Annotated in this window: 12 protein-coding genes; 10 read left to right on the top strand and 2 right to left on the bottom strand. The window is 44.5% G+C overall.

The genetic code is table 11. The features are described 5' to 3' along the window. Window positions 1-39: 39 nt before the first annotated feature. The 6 genes from D0A34_22255 to D0A34_22230 all read left to right on the top strand — a co-directional run bounded on the left by D0A34_22255 (window position 40) and on the right by D0A34_22230 (window position 9,721). Entirely contained in the window at window positions 40-789 is a 750-nt protein-coding gene (locus D0A34_22255) for a peptidylprolyl isomerase (GenBank protein ID UNU21198.1), read from the top strand. Next, window positions 786-3,791: an ATP-binding cassette domain-containing protein gene (locus tag D0A34_22250; protein ID UNU21197.1), complete on the top strand. Its 3,006-nt coding sequence runs from the start codon at window positions 786-788 to the stop codon at window positions 3,789-3,791. The genes D0A34_22255 and D0A34_22250 overlap by 4 nt, the downstream gene beginning before the upstream one ends. A 58-nt stretch (window positions 3,792-3,849) precedes the next feature. Then, entirely contained in the window at window positions 3,850-5,850 is a 2,001-nt protein-coding gene (locus D0A34_22245) for a chromosome partitioning protein ParA (GenBank protein UNU22415.1), read from the top strand. 231 nt (window positions 5,851-6,081) lie between these two features. Then, window positions 6,082-7,899 carry a hypothetical protein gene (locus D0A34_22240; protein UNU21196.1) on the top strand — a complete coding sequence of 606 codons (1,818 nt, stop codon included), beginning with the start codon at window positions 6,082-6,084 and terminating at the stop codon, window positions 7,897-7,899. A 3-nt stretch (window positions 7,900-7,902) separates the two neighbouring features. Beyond that, window positions 7,903-8,664 carry a glycosyltransferase family 2 protein gene (locus tag D0A34_22235; GenBank protein UNU21195.1) on the top strand — a complete coding sequence of 254 codons (762 nt, stop codon included), beginning with the start codon at window positions 7,903-7,905 and terminating at the stop codon, window positions 8,662-8,664. Beyond that, a complete protein-coding gene (locus D0A34_22230; GenBank protein UNU21194.1) occupies window positions 8,657-9,721 on the top strand; it encodes an NAD-dependent epimerase/dehydratase family protein in 1,065 nt (354 codons plus the stop codon). Before D0A34_22235 ends, D0A34_22230 begins: the two co-directional genes overlap by 8 nt. Window positions 9,722-9,805: 84 nt before the next feature. Here D0A34_22230 and D0A34_22225 read toward each other — a convergent pair whose 3' ends face one another. Further along, complete coding sequence (locus D0A34_22225; GenBank protein UNU21193.1) at window positions 9,806-10,495, bottom strand: class I SAM-dependent methyltransferase; 690 nt, start codon at window positions 10,493-10,495, stop codon at window positions 9,806-9,808. A gap of 50 nt (window positions 10,496-10,545) precedes the next feature. Here D0A34_22225 and rfbC point away from each other — a divergent pair, with 50 nt between their 5' ends. From rfbC to D0A34_22205, 4 genes are all read left to right on the top strand, one after another. Continuing rightward, complete coding sequence (rfbC, locus tag D0A34_22220; protein ID UNU21192.1) at window positions 10,546-11,091, top strand: dTDP-4-dehydrorhamnose 3,5-epimerase; 546 nt, start codon at window positions 10,546-10,548, stop codon at window positions 11,089-11,091. A 2-nt stretch (window positions 11,092-11,093) separates the two neighbouring features. Then, window positions 11,094-11,966 carry a dTDP-4-dehydrorhamnose reductase gene (gene rfbD / locus D0A34_22215; protein UNU21191.1) on the top strand — a complete coding sequence of 291 codons (873 nt, stop codon included), beginning with the start codon at window positions 11,094-11,096 and terminating at the stop codon, window positions 11,964-11,966. A 118-nt stretch (window positions 11,967-12,084) separates the two neighbouring features. Next, entirely contained in the window at window positions 12,085-13,893 is a 1,809-nt protein-coding gene (locus tag D0A34_22210; GenBank protein ID UNU21190.1) for a hypothetical protein, read from the top strand. A 99-nt stretch (window positions 13,894-13,992) separates the two neighbouring features. Further along, window positions 13,993-14,967: a glycosyltransferase gene (locus D0A34_22205; GenBank protein ID UNU21189.1), complete on the top strand. Its 975-nt coding sequence runs from the start codon at window positions 13,993-13,995 to the stop codon at window positions 14,965-14,967. Window positions 14,968-15,093: 126 nt separating this feature from the next. Here D0A34_22205 and D0A34_22200 read toward each other — a convergent pair whose 3' ends face one another. Next, window positions 15,094-16,926, bottom strand: coding sequence for a hypothetical protein (locus D0A34_22200; protein UNU21188.1), 1,833 nt, complete (start codon window positions 16,924-16,926; stop codon window positions 15,094-15,096). Window positions 16,927-16,934 lie beyond the last annotated feature (8 nt).

Genomic DNA, 16,934 nt, shown 5'->3' with positions numbered 1-16,934 from the left:
AATTAAAAGGGGAAGCGCAAGTCAGTTGGAGATAAAAAAATGACAGGACTTTTTCAAATAGGCGATAAATTACTGCAAGCTCAGGATATGCCATCGCTCCTGAAGCGGTACCAGTTAATGCCGCAATTCTTGCGGGGTGTAATAGTAGACCAAGCGATCGCATCCTTTAGTTGCAGCGACGAAGAACGCAAATCCGCCGTCGAGAACTTTCTGGCACAACACCAACTGACAGCCCCCGAAGCTAAAGAAGCTTGGCTGCGTAGCCAAAACATGACGGAAGAAGAACTTCAAGAGATGGCCGTGAGGCCCTTGCTGATCGAAAAATTTAAGCAAGCCACTTGGAGACCTAAAGTAGATAATTATTTTTTAACCCGCAAAGCCAGCCTAGACCACGTAGTCTATTCCCTGGTACGCACCAAAAATCCAGCACTGGCAAACGAACTTTACTTTCGCATCCTCGAAGGGGAACAAACCTTTGCTGAAGTGGCCCGCGACTATTCCGAAGGGCCCGAGTCCAAGTCAGGCGGCTTGTTGGGCCCAGTACCCCTGAGCCAGCCCCACCCGGCAATCAGCAAACTTTTGTCCGTCAGCCAGCCAAATCAACTCTGGACGCCACGTCCTCTGGCAGAATGGATGGTAATTATTCGACTAGAAAAGTTCATGCCGGCCCAGCTCGATGAATCGATGCGGCTGCACTTGATTAACGAACTCTTTGAAAGCTGGCTCGCCGAACAGATCTCGCAAATAGGCCCGCTACAGCCCCTCTCTTCCGTGTCTTCAATATCATGACTTCTTCCGCTGTTTCCCTCTCCCAGATTCAGGATTTCCTAGCTAAAACACCTCCCTTTGACCGACTCTCAGAGACGGCTCTGTCAGCCTTGGTGGCTAAATGCCAACTCCTCGGGTACCGGACGGGGCAACCCCTGTTTGAACGGGAAAAAATGCCGACTCAGGTGGCAATTATCTATCAAGGCCAGGCCCGGCTGCTGGGCTTTGACCAGCGCTCGCAGCGCCACGTAAGTTTACGCTTGGTGCAGTCGAAGGAAATCCTTGGCTGGGCTGGCTTGCTCAGGGGAGTTCCCTGCGAGACGGCAATCGCTTCTACAGATGTGATCGCGATCGTCCTACCTGCCGAAGATTTCCTGAGCGTACTGGAAAAACAGCCGACCTTTGGAGAAGCCTTTCGCGAACACTGTTCCTTGAGCGAAGTATTTGAACTGTTGAGCCTGGAGTTGCAGCGCCAAGCCGACGGCACTTCCAATCTCAAGGAACTCACCCTGCAAGCTTGGCAAGATGCGGCAGTTGTCAACGTGCCAAACGGCAACAAAAAAACTCAAGACATCGCCAAAGAGCTAGATGCCGATCGAGTTTGGCTCGTCAGCAGCGGCGTCTTGGGCGACTTTCCCACCGGCAGCCGCTTCTCTGTGGAAAACGCAGCCAAATCGTTAAAAGTAGAAGGCCGCCTCGGCGCGCGATTGGTCGGCTTCCGGGAGCCCCCAGAACCCCAACCAGAAACAGGCTCATTCGATGACACGACAGAGACAGCAGGGGGGCAGAAGCCGCCCGGCGGAAAAGTCATCGTGGTTACACCCGGCCCAGAGCGCCCCCCAGAACCCAAAACCGACCAACCAAAGGATGCGGGGAGATACCCAGTTTTCCGCGCCAAAGGGCAGATTGACAGCCCGCTAGCTTGCTTCCAAATGTTGAGCAAGTATTTCGGCCTGAAATTTCGTCGAGATATCATCCGCAAAGTTCTAGAAAATCAGTTAAAAACCGCTGGTTCTATCAATATGCAAGCTTGCGGGGCGATCGCCCAAAGCATCGGCCTCACGCCCCAATTGGCGCAAGTGCCAGCAGAAGCCATCAACCGCATCAAAGCCCCCGTAATGATTAAATGGCAAGATAGCTTTGCCATTATTTACAGCATCACCGAGCAAGAATTGGTGCTAGCCACGCCCGAACAGGGGCTGATGCGGAAGCGGATACCTCAGTTTAAAGAAATCTGGGGAGAATCAGGAGAAGTCCTGCTGCTGCAAGCTCCGCAAGTTGAACAAAAAGAGCAGTTCAGCTTCTGGTGGTTTGTGCCGGCCCTCATGGAACACAAGACAGTGTTTTTTGAGGTGTTGCTTGCTTCGTTTTTTGTCCAGTTATTTGGTCTTGCCAACCCATTAATCAGCCAAATAATTATTGATAAAGTATTAGGTCAGCGCAGCATTGACACCTTGGATATTTTGGGGGCATTTCTGTTAGGTGTGGCCCTGTTTGAAGGACTGCTCAACGGTTTGCGTACCTTTTTGTTTATAGACACCTCAAACCGCATCGATGTCAAATTAAGTGCGGAGGTAATCGACCACTTGCTCCGCCTGCCCCAGAATTACTTTGACAATCGGCGCGTGGGAGATCTGGTTTACAAATTCAGCATGATGGGCCAGATTCGGGAATTCATGACGAGTACAGCTCTGACAGTGGTTCTCGATGCGGTATTTTCGGTGGTTTACGTCGCCGTTATGCTCTCTTACAGTGTGCAGCTAACGTTTGTATCTTTGGCAGTGGTACCGATACTGGGGCTGATGATTGTTCTAATCAATCCGCTGGTGCTGCGCCTGATAAAACAAAGAAACAACCGTTTTGCTGACTCTCAATCTTATCTAGTGGAAGTAGTCAGCGGGATTCAAACTGTTAAGGCTCAAAATATTGAATTGAAATCCCGCTGGGAATGGTCTAGCCGCTACGCAAAATACATTACAGCCAGTTTTAAAACAATTATCACGGGGACTGCAGCCGGTACGATTAGCAGCTTTTTAAACCAGGTGGGTAACTTAGCTCAGTTGTGGGTGGGAGCTTATTTGGTACTGGGAAATGAGATTACTTTGGGTCAGTTGATTGCTTTCCGAATTATTTCCGGGAACGTGACTGGTTCGCTGCTGCGTTTTGTGAGCGTGTGGCAGAGTTTCCAAGAAGTCTCGATGTCGATCGATATGCTCAAGGATGTGGTCGATACGCCGACGGAAACCAGCGATGAAGACCGCAGCAATATCCCGCTGCCGGCAATTCAAGGGCAGGTTACTTATGAGGAGGTTTCGTTCCGATTCCTAGAGAGCGGTCCACTGCAATTGGCTAATGTGAATTTGGAATTTCCCGCTGGCAGTTTTGTGGGAATTGTGGGGGGAAGCGGTTCTGGTAAAAGTACGGCGATGAAACTGTTGCAGCGTCTTTATCCGCCTCTGTCGGGCCGGATTTTTGTTGACGGCTATGACATTTCTAAGGTGGAACTGTACTCGCTCCGCAGCCAACTTGGGGTGGTATTGCAAGATACTTTGCTCTTTAACTGTACTGTTCAGGAAAATATTGCTCTGAGCAATCCCGATGCGAGTACGGATGAGATTGTGCGAGCTGCGAAATTAGCGGTAGCTCACGATTTTATTATGGGCTTGCCTGCTGGGTACAATACGGTGGTGGGAGAGCGGGGTGCGTCGCTTTCTGGGGGTCAAAGGCAGCGTTTGGCGATCGCCCGCACGATTTTGCAAAACCCGAAACTCCTGATTTTGGACGAAGCTACAAGCGCCCTCGACTACCATTCCGAACGCCAAGTTTGCAATAACTTAGCAGAAGCTTTCGCCGGGCGCACGGTGTTTTTCATTACTCACCGCCTGACTACAATCCAAAACGCTGATGTAATTATTATGATGGATCAAGGTTCTGTAGTCGAGCGGGGAACTCATAAAGAATTAATGGCTCTTAAAGGGCGTTACTACTGCCTCTTCCAACAACAAGAATCATCGAATACCTGATATCTAACAACTCACAACTGATCGCTAACCCTTAACAACTGAAAACTAACAAATGGCTATGAAATCGTTAATACTTTCTGAGCAACCAGTCATTCTCGAAAAACCAGCGATTTGGTCCCACTTGTTTTTGTGGATGATCATGCTGATGACCACTTCTGCTGTAGTTTGGGCTTATTTTGCTAGCGTAGAGCAAGCTGTCCCCGCTGTAGGCCAATTAGAGCTCAAAGATGGTGCTAGAGACATCCAAGCACCTGCTACGGGCGCTGTGGTGAGACTTCACGTTGAAAATGGCGATCGCGTGGAAAAAAACCAGCCTCTGCTCACTTTCAACCCCCTTGCACCCAGTGCCGATTTAACATCGATTCAGAAAACTAAAGAAGCTCTGGAAAAGGAAAATAAATTTTACGAAGATGTTGTAAACGGCAAAATTCAAGGCGCTGTTCCTTCTAACCTAGAATCAACAATCAAGGACAGACAGAGCCTCACGGCACAAAATCAAGTGCTGCAAGCTTTGATTGACGAACTGTACCTAAATCGGGGAGCTAGCGGAAATTTTGATGCAGCCCAGCAAGGACTTTATGTTAATTATCGATCGGAATTTCTGTCTCGCGTTGCCGCAGCTCAAGGCCAAGTTCAGGAGTTGGAAACACAACTGAAGCAAGCTCAGGATGCTGAGAAAGCCGCCGGCGATCAAATGACAGTGGCACAGCAACAACTGGGTTTTGCCCAAAACCAATTAAATTATGCCCAGCAACAGTTAACTTCATCGAAAGAGCAAGTAAAATCGGCCGAGGCCCAGAAAGATTTAGCCCAAGAACAGTTAGCTAAATCCCAACAAGTATTGAAGTCGAATCAAAACATTCTAGGCAGACTCGCCCCCTTGGTGGAGGAAGGAGCCATTGCTGAGCTGCAAAAAGAACGTCAAGAACAAGATGTTTTCAGAGGCCAAAGCGAGGTTCTCAAACAGCAAGATCAAATCAAGCAGCGCGAAGGTGAAATCAACTCTCGCAAAGGCGAAATTAACACGCGCCTCGGTGAAATCAATACGCGCCGAGGCGAAATTAACGCGCGTCAAGGTGACATCCAAAAAATTACTGCTGAAATACAGCGTCACCAAGGAGACCAAGCGCGCATTCAGGAGTCTATCAACCGCGCCCAAGAAGAGTTAAAAAACACCAAGGATTCCTGGGCAAAAGAACTTTACAGCAAAATTGCTGAAAACCAGAAACAAATTGCCAGCAGCGATTCTCAGCTAAGCCGCTTCAAAGTGGAAAACCTGAAAAAGCTGTCTGAGGTGAACGCTCAGCTAGAAAAGGCTCAACAAAACCGCGACACTCAAGTGATGAAAGCTCCGGTATCCGGGGTTATCTTTGATTTGAAGCCTTCTACGAAGGAGAAAGCTAAGTTGGATATGGCGAAAGATCCGATCTGCCAATCCATTATTAAGTCGGTGGTGAAACCCGGCGAACCGCGCCCAGCACGCTGCGAAGAAGCTTATTACGAAGCGCAGCAAACTGAAAAGCTGCTCAAAGTTTTGGATGACGAAAACGGTCTGGAAGCAGTTGTTTATCTGGAAAACAGCAATGTGGCTCTGGTATTGGATGCTTTGAGACAGAAGCGGGCAAAATTGGAGAAGTATCACGGCAAGCAATTAGATGGAGAAAAGATTGACTGCGAAACAGGTAAAAGTTGCGTTTGTCCAGAGAAGGAAGTTAACAGAGAGAAACTGGGTTTGACGAAATACCAATGCGTGCCTGTGGAAGTGAATGTAGAAGCTTTCCCGGCGATGGAGTTTGGTACTGCTGAGGGTGAAGTGATAGAGATTAGCAGCGATGCTGAGCCTCCTACTGAACTGCGGAAATACTACGCTTTCAAAACCAAAATTAAGCTCAAAAATCAGAAGTTTCTTTTGAACAAGGGCAAGGCAAATGAAGTGGAGGTTAACTTGCAGTCTGGAATGTCCGTGAGTTCTAATATCAATATCGGCAAGCGGACTGTTTTGCAGATGTTTATCAACCGATTTACAGGGAAAATGGATACGTTCAAGACTATTAAGTAATTCGGTTAACCGCTATAAAGAAGTAGGGTGCGCTAGGCGCACCTTACCGCTATAAAGTAAATACCACCTCCTTGATAAAATTAGGTTAGGTGGTTAAAACCCCTCAAAAGTCAAACTTTCGTCGGCGGCTAGACTCAGCTTCGCCGAAGGTCCTTCCCTGACTAAAAAATAAAGGGTATTTAAGCCAGGTTGAGATAAAATGGTGATGGCAATCGGTGCGATCGCACATTGATGAAAAAATTAATCTTATTTACTCTATATCTGATTCCTGTCCTCTTGTTAATCGGATTTGTAGCGAATTTTAGCGTTAACGTTCCCGTTGATGACGAGTGGAGGTTAGCTAGCCTTTTTGAAAAAATAGCTGCGGGAAATGTAACTTTTAACGATTTTTGGGCTTTGCACAGCAACCACCGCATACTTTTCCCTAAAATAATTATTGCGGTGCTGGCTTTTGCTTCCCGATGGAATATTAATTATCAGTTGTGTCTCAGCATAGGTTTGGCTGCGATAACTTTTATCGCTATGTACAAGTTATCCTCGATGCCAGTTAAGAATATCGCGGATGATCTGTGGCATTTAGCTAATATTTTAACTTGTATTTTGGTTTTCTCTCTAGTTCAGCACGAAAACTGGCTTTGGGGGTTTCAATTAGCTTGGTTTTTCGTAAATTTGTGTTTTGTAACTGCGGTTTATGCGCTGGTTTCACCTCACAAATTAGTGCCTAATATTAGAATCTCTATTGCTGCTGTATTCTGCTTTGTAGCGAGTTTTTCGCTCGCTCAAGGCTTGCTGTCTTGGTTGGCGGCGATTCCGGCTGTGGTGGCTTTGGAGGGAAATGCAGCGCAGAAACGAAAAAGAGCGATCGCATGGGTGCTGCTGTTTGTGGCAACTTGTGCTGTTTACTCAATTGATTATCATCCGAGTCGGAAAGCAAGTATTATTTCATTGTTGAATAAGCCGCTTGTCGTTATGGATTACTTTTTAAGCTTGCTGGGCTCGCCAATTGTTCGCTCGCCGGGAATTTCGGCATTTGTAGGATTGGTAATTTTGGCAAATTTTATATTTTTTGTAGTTTATTTTGGACAAAAAATTGTATCAAGTTCGCTAGCTTCATCTGTGAATGCTAACTCAGAAAAGCAGCCTCAAGTCCCGGCGATTCCTTCGTTCCTCGCAATCACAGATAGGAAGGATTTTGCTGAAAATTATGAGGCTTTACCTTGGCTGTCTATAGGTTTTTTTTCGGTTTTATCGGCTCTGTTTATTACCGCTGGGAGGGCAGAATTTGGGGCAATTCACGCGCTCGAATCGTCGAGATATACGACTAATTCGATTTTGCTATTAATTGCTTTGGTTCAGCTAGGGCAATTGTTTGTTCGAGATAATTATCAAGAAAAAAAAGCAACGTTAAAGCTTAATTATAAATTTATTTATCGGGTAGTGGCCGGGCTGTTAATTGCTACAATTATTGTTAACTCTCAACAGGCGCTCGCCCAATCTCGCTCAGCACTTCTTTACAAACAAGGCGCTCAAGATTGTTTGCAGTTAATTAACTATCTGGAACCCTCGGATTTTTTCAATAATTCGCCGGAAAGCTGTTTGAGGGTACTGAGCAAAAAAACTTGGCTCGTAAGAGAAGGCGCTGCAATTATCGACAAAATAGGTTGGATAAAGTTAGCGAAAAATATAGAGTTTATTTCTAATACCGAGAAAGTGTACGGCTATTTAGACAAACCTCAAACCAGCAATAAATCCTTGACTGTTAAGCAAAATGATGCTGTCAAGGCTGCTGGTTGGGCGGTGTTGCCAGAAAAATTGCAACAGCCGAATATTGTACTGCTATCTGTCGGGGACAAAAAATCTTTTTTTGCTAACGCTTATGTAAATTTGGACAGTCCCGACATTGCTAAGAGTTTAAAATCTGAGTTATACAATAATGCAAGGTGGGCTGTTGATTGGTCGGATAATAATTTGCCGATCGCCCAAACTGAAATTAAAGCTTGGGTGTATAATCCTGTGGACAACCAGTTTGTCCAGTTGCGCGGAGGATGAGGAGTGAAAATTTCTGTGATTATACCAGCCCACAATGAGGAGGGCTGTTTGTACGGTACTGTGCGGGCGATCGCCCAGACGCTCGATTTAGAAGGCATTCCGCACGAAATTTTGATTGTCAATGACAACAGTGTCGATCGAACTATTGATATTTGCCAGGAGTTGTCAGAGACTTTTCCCACAGTTAGATACATCAACAATCAACCTCCGAATGGTTTCGGATTTGCCGTGCGCCGGGGTTTGGCGGAATTTGACGGAGATGCTGCAGCAATTGTGATGGCGGATGCTTCCGACGATCCGATGGATTTGGTAGCAGGATACCGCAAGTTGCAAGAAGGATATGATTGCGTTTTCGGTTCCCGCTTTATCAAAGGCGGATTTGTGGTTGATTATCCAATTCACAAGTTAGCAATTAACCGCTTAGCAAACTGGTTTGTCAAAAGTATTTTCGGCTTGCGATACAGCGATGTCACCAATGCTTTTAAAATTTACCGCAGAGAAGTAATTGAAGGCGTGCAACCAATTTTGAGCCATCATTTTAATTTGACAGTCGAACTGCCTTTAAAAGCAATTGTTAGGGGTTTTTCCTATACGGTAATTCCTCTGAGGTGGTACAATCGGACTGCTGGTATTTCTAAGCTGAAAATCAAAGAGATGGGCAGTAGGTATTTGTTTATTGTCTTGTATGTATGGCTGGAAAAACATCTCTCTCGCGGCGACTACCACCGGACTAGAAAGATAGCCAAATTAAAAGTGAATGCCTGATAGAATTTTAATTGTTGGTGGTGCGGGTTTCATCGGCAGTTGTTTGGCAATTGGCCTGAAGAAACTGCACCCGGAATGGCAAATAATTTGTTTAGATAACCTGCGTCGCCGGGGCTCGGAATTGAATCTGCCTCGGCTTAAAAGTTGCGGGATTCAGTTTGTTTACGGGGATATTCGTACAGCGGCGGATTTAGATCCAGTTGCACTGAATGCTGACTGCATTATAGATTGTGCTGCGGAGCCTTCTGTGTTGGCTGGTTTTAGTTCGCCACAGTACGTTTTGCAGACGAACTTACTGGGCACTGTGAATGTTTTGGAGTTGGCGAGACAAACGGGTGCGAGTTTGCTGTTTTTGTCTACGAGTCGGGTTTATCCGATCGCCAGTGTCAAGTCTGTTAAACTGTTAGAGTTGCCGAATAGATTTGCGATCGCTCCTGAGCAAACTTTACCTGGTATATCCGAGTTTGGCATATCAGAAGACTTCCCTTTAAAAGGACACCGTTCGCTTTACGGAGCAACTAAATTAGCTTCGGAATTGCTGATCGAGGAGTACAGGGAAGCATACAATGTGCCCGCAATTATTAACCGCTGTGGGTTAATTACTGGTGCTTGGCAAATGGGTAAAGTCGATCAGGGAGTTTGCGGTTTGTGGGTGGCGGCTCACTATTTTCAAAAGTCGCTGAATTATATCGGTTTTCGCGGCAGTGGGAAGCAGGTTAGGGATTTACTGCACGTTGAAGATTTGTTGAGGTTAGTTAATTATCAGTTAGAACATTTTCCTGAATTTGATGGCGAAGTTTTTAATGTTGGCGGCGGTTTGAGCAACAGTCTTTCTTTGGTTGAGACAACTGCTTTGTGCCAAAAGATTACGGGTAAATCGATTCCCATTCATCCTGTTTTGGAGGAACGCGCGGGGGATATTCCGATTTTTATTACTGATTATTCTAGGGTGATGGAGAAAACAGGATGGCGCCCTGTTATTGGGCCGGAAGCAGCTTTGCAGGATATTTATAATTGGATTGCTGCTAATGAGGTGGTTTTAAGTTCCATTTTGTAGGGATTTTTTAACCGCAGACGCAGGGGGATCAACGCGGATAAACGCAGATGTATCTCTCTGCCTAAATATGACTGGGAATGCCTGTCATGAGGCTCTGCCTCTATTGTTTTTTTTTGATGCTTTAACAAACATTTGGCCTCCCAAAAACAACCACAAAAAAGGCAATTTTAAGTAAACTTTTAAAAGCCAGGGCGATGCCGGTCTGCCTTTGGTCGAAAATGGCAAAAATCTGGGTATAATTAGGTCGATTTCAAAACCGACGGTTTGTAACAGTTCTTGCAGCGATAAGTGGGTAATTGGTAATTGATGATCGATAAAATCGTAATACTCTTTGAAAGAATATTTAAAATTTGGTTGGACAACTAAGAGGCAACCCCCTGGCTTAAGCGCCTCAAAGCAAAATGAGATAATTTGGATTAGTTCTTCTTTATTGCGGAGATGTTCAAAAAAGTTAGAGATAAATATTCTGTCAAATTCTTCGCTAAAAGCAGGTTGATCGCCAATATTCAAGACATCAATATTAAGCACCTTCACATCAGGATTTGCAAATAACTTTGAATCTGGATTGAGGTCAATCAAACATTTTTTTTCAGCTCTAATTTGATTTATGAACTCGCAGTAACCGCCGCCAATATCTAAAATTGCTGAGTCGGGAGGAACATAATTTTGTAAAAAATCGTCAATTAAAACTTTCCAGAGTGCCACCTTCGCTTGCATTTGTCGGGAATCAAAGCGGTTGGCATACAATTTTTTGAGATATGTGTCAGTTTTCATAGTAAAATAGCCTAGACTGAGTAGGAGTTTATCACGCGATACAGCCAACTATGAATGTTATATCTACTGAAATACCGGAAGTTCTCATCGTTGAGCCAAAAATTTTCGGAGACGATCGCGGTTTCTTTTTTGAAAGTTTCAATCACAAAGCTTTTATCGAAAAAACAGGCGTGACGGCCGAATTTGTTCAAGACAATCATTCCAAATCCTCTAAAAATGTGTTGCGCGGTTTGCACTATCAACTGCAGCAGCCTCAAGGCAAATTGCTGCGGGTAGTGGCTGGCGAAATATTTGATGTAGCGGTCGATATTAGACAAAGTTCGCAGACTTTCGGAAAGTGGGTGGGGTGTTTGCTGAGTGCAGAAAATAAACGGCAATTTTGGGTGCCGGCGGGATTTGCTCACGGTTTTTTAGTGGTTTCGGAGACGGCTGAAGTTTTGTACAAAACTACAGATTATTATGCACCTGCACAGGAGCGGTGTCTCCTGTGGAATGACCCCGATTTGGCGATCGACTGGCCGCTAGATGGTGCTCAACCAATCTTATCAGCTAAAGACCAAGCGGGACAAACATTGAAAACAGCTCAAGTGTTTTGATTATGAAAATTTTACTCGCAGGTGGCAGCGGACAGCTAGCTCAAGAATTGCAGCCGATTTTATTATCTTCGGGAGAGGTAATTGCGCTCGATCGCACTCGCCTCGACTTATCCCAACCCGAAAGCATCCGTCAGGCAATGGCTGAAATTCAACCGGATTTAGTCGTCAATGGGGGTGCTTACACTGCGGTAGACAAAGCAGAAAGCGAACCGGAATTAGCAAACGCAATCAACGGCATTGCACCCGGAATTCTCGCAGAAGAATGCGAAAAACTGGGATCAAGTTTGATGCACTTTTCTACTGATTATGTATTTGACGGCAGCAACGGTTCTGCTTATCAGGAAACAGATTCTACGAACCCGCTGGGAACTTACGGCCAATCGAAATTAGCAGGCGAGGAAGCAATTCGGAAAGCAGGAAACCGACATATTATTATTAGAACTGCGTGGGTTTACGGCAACGGCGGCAAAGGTAATTTTGTCAAAACCATGCTGAGGTTGGGAAAGGAAAGGGAAGAAATTCGCGTAGTAGCAGATCAGATCGGAAGTCCTACTTGGACTGGGGATTTAGGTGCGGCGACTTCGCAAATTATTCCTCTCCTGGGGTCAGAAACTTTTGGGACTTACCAGTATACTAACAGCGGCGTTTGTAGTTGGTACGATTTTGCGATCGCCATTTTTGAGGAAGCAGCACAACTCGGCTTTCCCCTAAAAATTCAGCGCGTAATTCCCATCACCACCTCCGAATATCCGACACCCGCAAAACGTCCCGCTTTTTCTGTCCTCTCTACCGTAAAAATATCAGGACTTCTAGGCACCCATCCTCCCCACTGGCGGCAAGGGCTCAGACAAATGCTGGCAAGAGAAGTGAAATAAAAAATTGAGGAAAACTCAAAACGCGAGGGCGGGTTTTGTTCATGAGTTACCTGTTATATGCAAAGTTTCTCACCTAAACTCGCCCCTACCCATTAAAAATATCCCCATGTCTGAATCCATGAAAATCAAGCAACAATATATTTTAATTGCCGCATCAGTTCTCGGGATTCTAATACCAGCATCATATATTTTGTACTTGATATCCCAAGCGGGAGACTTGTCTAATTTTGATTATTGGTGGATGACGTGGAATTTTTATTCAGTAGACGGTTTCTCTAAAAATCCTTTTAATTGGATCTTTCGGGCGAACGAGCATTTTGTCTTAATTCCCGCAATTATTTATGGTTTGAATATAGCTGTTACCCAAGGTTCAAATATTGGTTTATGTTTAGTTGCCTGGTTGTTGGCTTGGATTCAGTGCCACGTATTAATTGCTCTGCTGCCGTTAAAATTGAGGCGTTTTCCGCTGCAATTTATTTCCCTACTCCTTTGCATTTCTATTTTTAATTTTACTCCGGCGGCGGCTCACAATTGGATGCGGGGATTCAGCGGCGTTCACTGGATAATTGCTAATTTATTTGTAATTTGTTCGATATTTTGTTTGCAATCCTATGTGACGCTTTTGTCAAGAAAGAGGGAGGCGGAGCCTCTGGCTCTTCATTCCCAGGCAGAGCCTGGTAACGAGTTTTTATGGGCCGTGCCCCCGTGCCCGCCCCCGCAGTTACAAAATAAGTGGGTAATTGGCAGCATTGTTTTTGGCGTTTTAGGCTGTATTAGTTACAGCACTCCTTTAGCTTTGTGGCCGATATTGTGTGCGGCTGCTGTTGTGCTGCGGTTTCCTCGGCGAATAACTTATTTGTATTTCATTGCTTCGATTGCAGTGATTGGTATTTATTTTTTAACTTATAAAACTCCATCTCATCACCCTTCTTTAACTAAAATTAACCCCCTCAAAACTCTCGAATATATTCCCACTTATCTCGGCGGTATTTTTAGCGAAAATATTATTGTTGCTTCAATTATTGGTATAATTGGTTTGATTGCAGTGACGGGTTTTGTGGGTTATTGGCTATTTGTAAAAAAGGTCGATCGCCCGGATTGGCTGCCTTGGCTATCAATCCAACTTTACACGCTGCAAACGGCGTTAATGGCCGCGGTTAGTCGATCGGGATTTGGCGTCGAACAGGCCACCGCTTCCCGCTACGCAACACTCCCAGCTTTGTTTTGGATGAGCACAATTGTGCTGACAGTATTGTGGGTGCGCGAGTTGCAGCCAACACCAAGAATTCAAGGGCGTTGGCTGACACCGCTGTTTGCAGTCGCCACAGTCGCGATTATTTTAATGTACGGGGTGGGAGGCGAAACTGCAATTGCGATCGCCCACAGAGCCACCTATCAACCGTTAGTAGCATTGTCACTGCAATTAGGCATCACCGACGTAACGCTAATTAAAGACCGCGTAGGCAACAAACCTGCCGCTTTTATCGGCTTAATCGACGCCTTAAAAACTAACAATTTAGTGCCATTTAATCGAGACATCAAAAAGCACAATTTCTGTGCAGCATTAGACACAAAAATCGATTCTAACTTACTGTCAGCACCCAAAGACGGATTACCCGGATATTTTGATACAGTCACCAAACTTGCACCCGCCGCCTCCAGAGTAATTGGCTGGGTAGGAGATCCCGAAAATAATGTAAAATGTATTGCCATTCTAAACCAAGAAAATGTCGTTCGAGGTTTTGCCATGCCCGGATTTCCGCGCCCAGATTTAGTTAAATTGTTTGGCCCTTCCTACGAATTCGCAGCTTGGAGAGGATACATTCAAACATGGCCAACAGATAAATTATTGACAGCTTATGCCTCCTTTAAAAACCGCGAAGGTTGGGTAGCTTTGCGAAATTCCCAAGTTATCGATAAAAACTAAAAAACCTCTCTTGCTACTCCTCTGCGCCCTCTGCACCCTAGCACTAGAAAGGTTAATAAAAAAATATCACTTAGCACACAAATGAAATAGAATATCCCTATGCCAAAACATCTCAGCTTCGTAATCCCCGTTCACAACGAAGAAGCCACCATAAAATTACTGTTTGAAAAAATCCAACTTGTCATGTTCCAAACAGGAATTGACAGTTACGAAGTCATTTTCATAGATGACGGTAGCCGCGATTATTCGTGGCAAGAAATCGCTGATTTAGCCAGCCAACATCCCAAACTAATTAAAGCGATTAAAATGCGCCGCAACTTTGGCAAATCCGCCGCGCTTTCAGCAGGATTTCGCAATGCAGCAGGGATAATTATCTTTACTCTCGATGCTGACCTTCAGGATGACCCCGCTGAAATTCCCAAGTTCTTACATCATTTAGAATCGGGATTTGATTTAGTTTCCGGTTGGCGAAAACAGCGGAACGACCCGCTTTCTAAAACTTTACCTTCCAAGCTGTTTAATGCCGTTGCGTGTTTGCTGACAGGGGTGCAAATGCACGATATGAATTGCGGTTTTAAAGCTTACCGTAGGGAAGTTTTGCAATCGATTAAATTGTACGGGGAATTGCACCGCTACATTCCGGCTTTAGCAAACAATTTAGGTTTTAAAATTGGCGAAGTAGTGGTGGAACATCATCCGCGAAAGCACGGAAAATCGAATTACGGCTGGGAACGCTATGCGCGGGGTTTTATTGATTTGTTGACGGTGTTAGCCACGACGCAGTATTTGCACAAACCGGGTCATTTGTTTGGGGGGTTGGGCTTGTGTTTTGGCTTGGTTGGAACTGTTTCCCTGAGTTATTTGATAGTTATTTGGTTTCTGAATTTGGCGGGGATGAATTTTGGGCCCATCGGCAATCGACCTTTGTTATTTTTTGGGATTTTGTGTACAATTCTGTCGGTGCAGTTGATTTCTTTGGGGATTTTAGCTGAGTTGATGGCGCGGAATGTGGATGCTGATTATGTGGACAAGCAGATTAGCGAAATTATTGATGATTCGGGTTTTGACATTTAACCACAGATTAAGGCTGATTAACGCTGATAAATCGGATATTGAAATTGCTTACAGACAAGCAAAGTCGGTCTCTGCAGACTAAGATAAAAGTCTAAGGGAGATTTAACAAGTTTTACCAATTACCTATTACCTAATTTTATACAGTATCCATTTGCCTTGTTTGTCTGCGATTTCCCCTGGAATATTTGGGTGCCAGTCAGTACGAGTCAGGATATAATCGGCATGATAGTTTCGGGCTACTTTGACTAAATCCGCACTGCTGCGGCGGATGAAGAAGTCATTTCCTCCCCAAATCATTTGCGGGTTTAAGGGAACCCCTAAAACAGCTTCCATGCGAGTTTGCCATTCTTTAATGCCTTTTTCGGTAAAGGGAAAGTTCTTGAAGTTGACGACAATCGCTCTGTCGGAGAAAAACTGGAAGCTGGTAACTGAGGGTGGAATTAATACGAGTGAATCGCGGCTGCTACTTTGCAAAAATCGCACAGCTAATTTGCTTAAGTCGTCCCTGGGAACGGCATTGATATTAACTCTTGTTTGAAATACATTTAATATAGGTTTGGGCAGAATTCCTGCTATTCCAAAAACTAAGGTGGCGGTAGTTATTAAGGCTAATGTGTGAGTTATAGCCTGTTTGATAGATGTAGCTAGGGATGTTTGTTCTAAAATAAATGGGAAGGCGAGGATTGAGAAAAAGATTGGGATGCTAATTATTCGAGCGCCAATTATTTCCCATGAATCAGTCAACGGATATATCAAGCTGAAAATTACCGTTCCTCCTGCTAAAATCCACAACAATATATTATATCGTTTGGGAAATACGTAATTTTTTGTTTGCCAAACTGAGAATCCTAAGAAAATGATGCCCCGAAAAGGCAAAGTTAGTACAGTTAACATCAACAAGCTAACAGCTATGTGTTTGTCTCTGTAAAGTCGCTCTACGGTCAAAGCAACAGCAATAAATATAATTAATTGAGCAAAAGGTACGGTTCTAGCTAGCTGTAGTTTTGCGATAAAAGCCAGCGGGTAAACTTCTACAAATATGTAATTTAGAAACAGTGCAAAAATGGAGGTGCCAACAATTACATAAAAATTAACCTTGTCTTCTTTTCGCAATAAATCGGAATTTTTGATGCACAGCAAGCCACCAATTATGAAACATATAAAGTTGAACCAATTCCCCCAATCCCAATTTGACGGGAGGATGTGGTGGGGGTTGCGGACTTTCGCGTGAATGTAGACAAACTCGGCGTTGTCGATAGTGTGAGTGCTGGTAGTACCTGTTAATAACATCGGTACGTAAACGATACTGGCCATTGCTGCTAAAAGTGCGATCGCCAAAATCAATGTTTTGAAATTCCGCTGTCTTACAGATTCAATAACTAAAACGGGAACCATCATCAATCCCGGCAACAAACCAACTAAAAATTGCAGCAAACAACCCAGTCCAAAAAATAAATATCCGGTCAGCCATTTCTGGCGCAAACTAAAGTAAATTCCCCAGATTGCGAAACCCATTGCGAAGGTACTGGGTACTGATTTGGTGGAAAATATCAGGGTGTTACCAACATCTGTAAATGAAGCGGCTATACATAAAAAAGCCATCGCTGCGGCAGGCAGTTTGGAATTAGTATAGATATTGATAATTGCGTAGCAAGCTAGGATAAATGAACCAAAGGCTAGGAATTGATAAATAAAGTGCGCTAGGGGAATGCTGGTTCCTAAGTTGGCGAGCAAATAGATGATATAATAATAGTAGTACCTGGGATTAAATTTCACCATTTCCTGAACGTAATAATCATTTTTATACAGTTCAGGATTTAGCATAAATTGAATTGGCGGCACTTCGGGAAAATTGCCTCCAATGGGGAAAATATAGCCAGTTGCCATCAGGGAGCCGATGATGGCAAAAGTATATAGAGATAGATTAAAATACCAGTGGGATTTTTGATGTTTCTGCATTGACGGTT

This window comes from Microcoleus vaginatus PCC 9802, from assembly GCA_022701275.1.
GTDB classification, from domain to species: domain Bacteria; phylum Cyanobacteriota; class Cyanobacteriia; order Cyanobacteriales; family Microcoleaceae; genus Microcoleus; species Microcoleus vaginatus_A.
The sequence above is the reverse complement of the archived record's forward strand: the minus strand, read 5'-3'. Positions and strand labels throughout refer to the sequence as shown.

What these genes read in the sequence shown, in the direction of transcription:
- D0A34_22250 (UNU21197.1), top strand. Translation starts at nt 786, where the DNA reads ATGACTTCTTCCGCTGTTTCCCTCTCCCAGATTCAGGATTTCCTAGCT.
- rfbC (UNU21192.1), top strand. Translation starts at nt 10,546, where the DNA reads ATGAATGTTATATCTACTGAAATACCGGAAGTTCTCATCGTTGAGCCA.
- D0A34_22225 (UNU21193.1), bottom strand. Translation starts at nt 10,495, where the DNA reads ATGAAAACTGACACATATCTCAAAAAATTGTATGCCAACCGCTTTGAT.
- D0A34_22200 (UNU21188.1), bottom strand. Translation starts at nt 16,926, where the DNA reads ATGCAGAAACATCAAAAATCCCACTGGTATTTTAATCTATCTCTATAT.
- rfbD (UNU21191.1), top strand. Translation starts at nt 11,094, where the DNA reads ATGAAAATTTTACTCGCAGGTGGCAGCGGACAGCTAGCTCAAGAATTG.
- D0A34_22240 (UNU21196.1), top strand. Translation starts at nt 6,082, where the DNA reads ATGAAAAAATTAATCTTATTTACTCTATATCTGATTCCTGTCCTCTTG.
- D0A34_22210 (UNU21190.1), top strand. Translation starts at nt 12,085, where the DNA reads ATGAAAATCAAGCAACAATATATTTTAATTGCCGCATCAGTTCTCGGG.
- D0A34_22205 (UNU21189.1), top strand. Translation starts at nt 13,993, where the DNA reads ATGCCAAAACATCTCAGCTTCGTAATCCCCGTTCACAACGAAGAAGCC.
- D0A34_22255 (UNU21198.1), top strand. Translation starts at nt 40, where the DNA reads ATGACAGGACTTTTTCAAATAGGCGATAAATTACTGCAAGCTCAGGAT.
- D0A34_22230 (UNU21194.1), top strand. Translation starts at nt 8,657, where the DNA reads ATGCCTGATAGAATTTTAATTGTTGGTGGTGCGGGTTTCATCGGCAGT.
- D0A34_22245 (UNU22415.1), top strand. Translation starts at nt 3,850, where the DNA reads ATGAAATCGTTAATACTTTCTGAGCAACCAGTCATTCTCGAAAAACCA.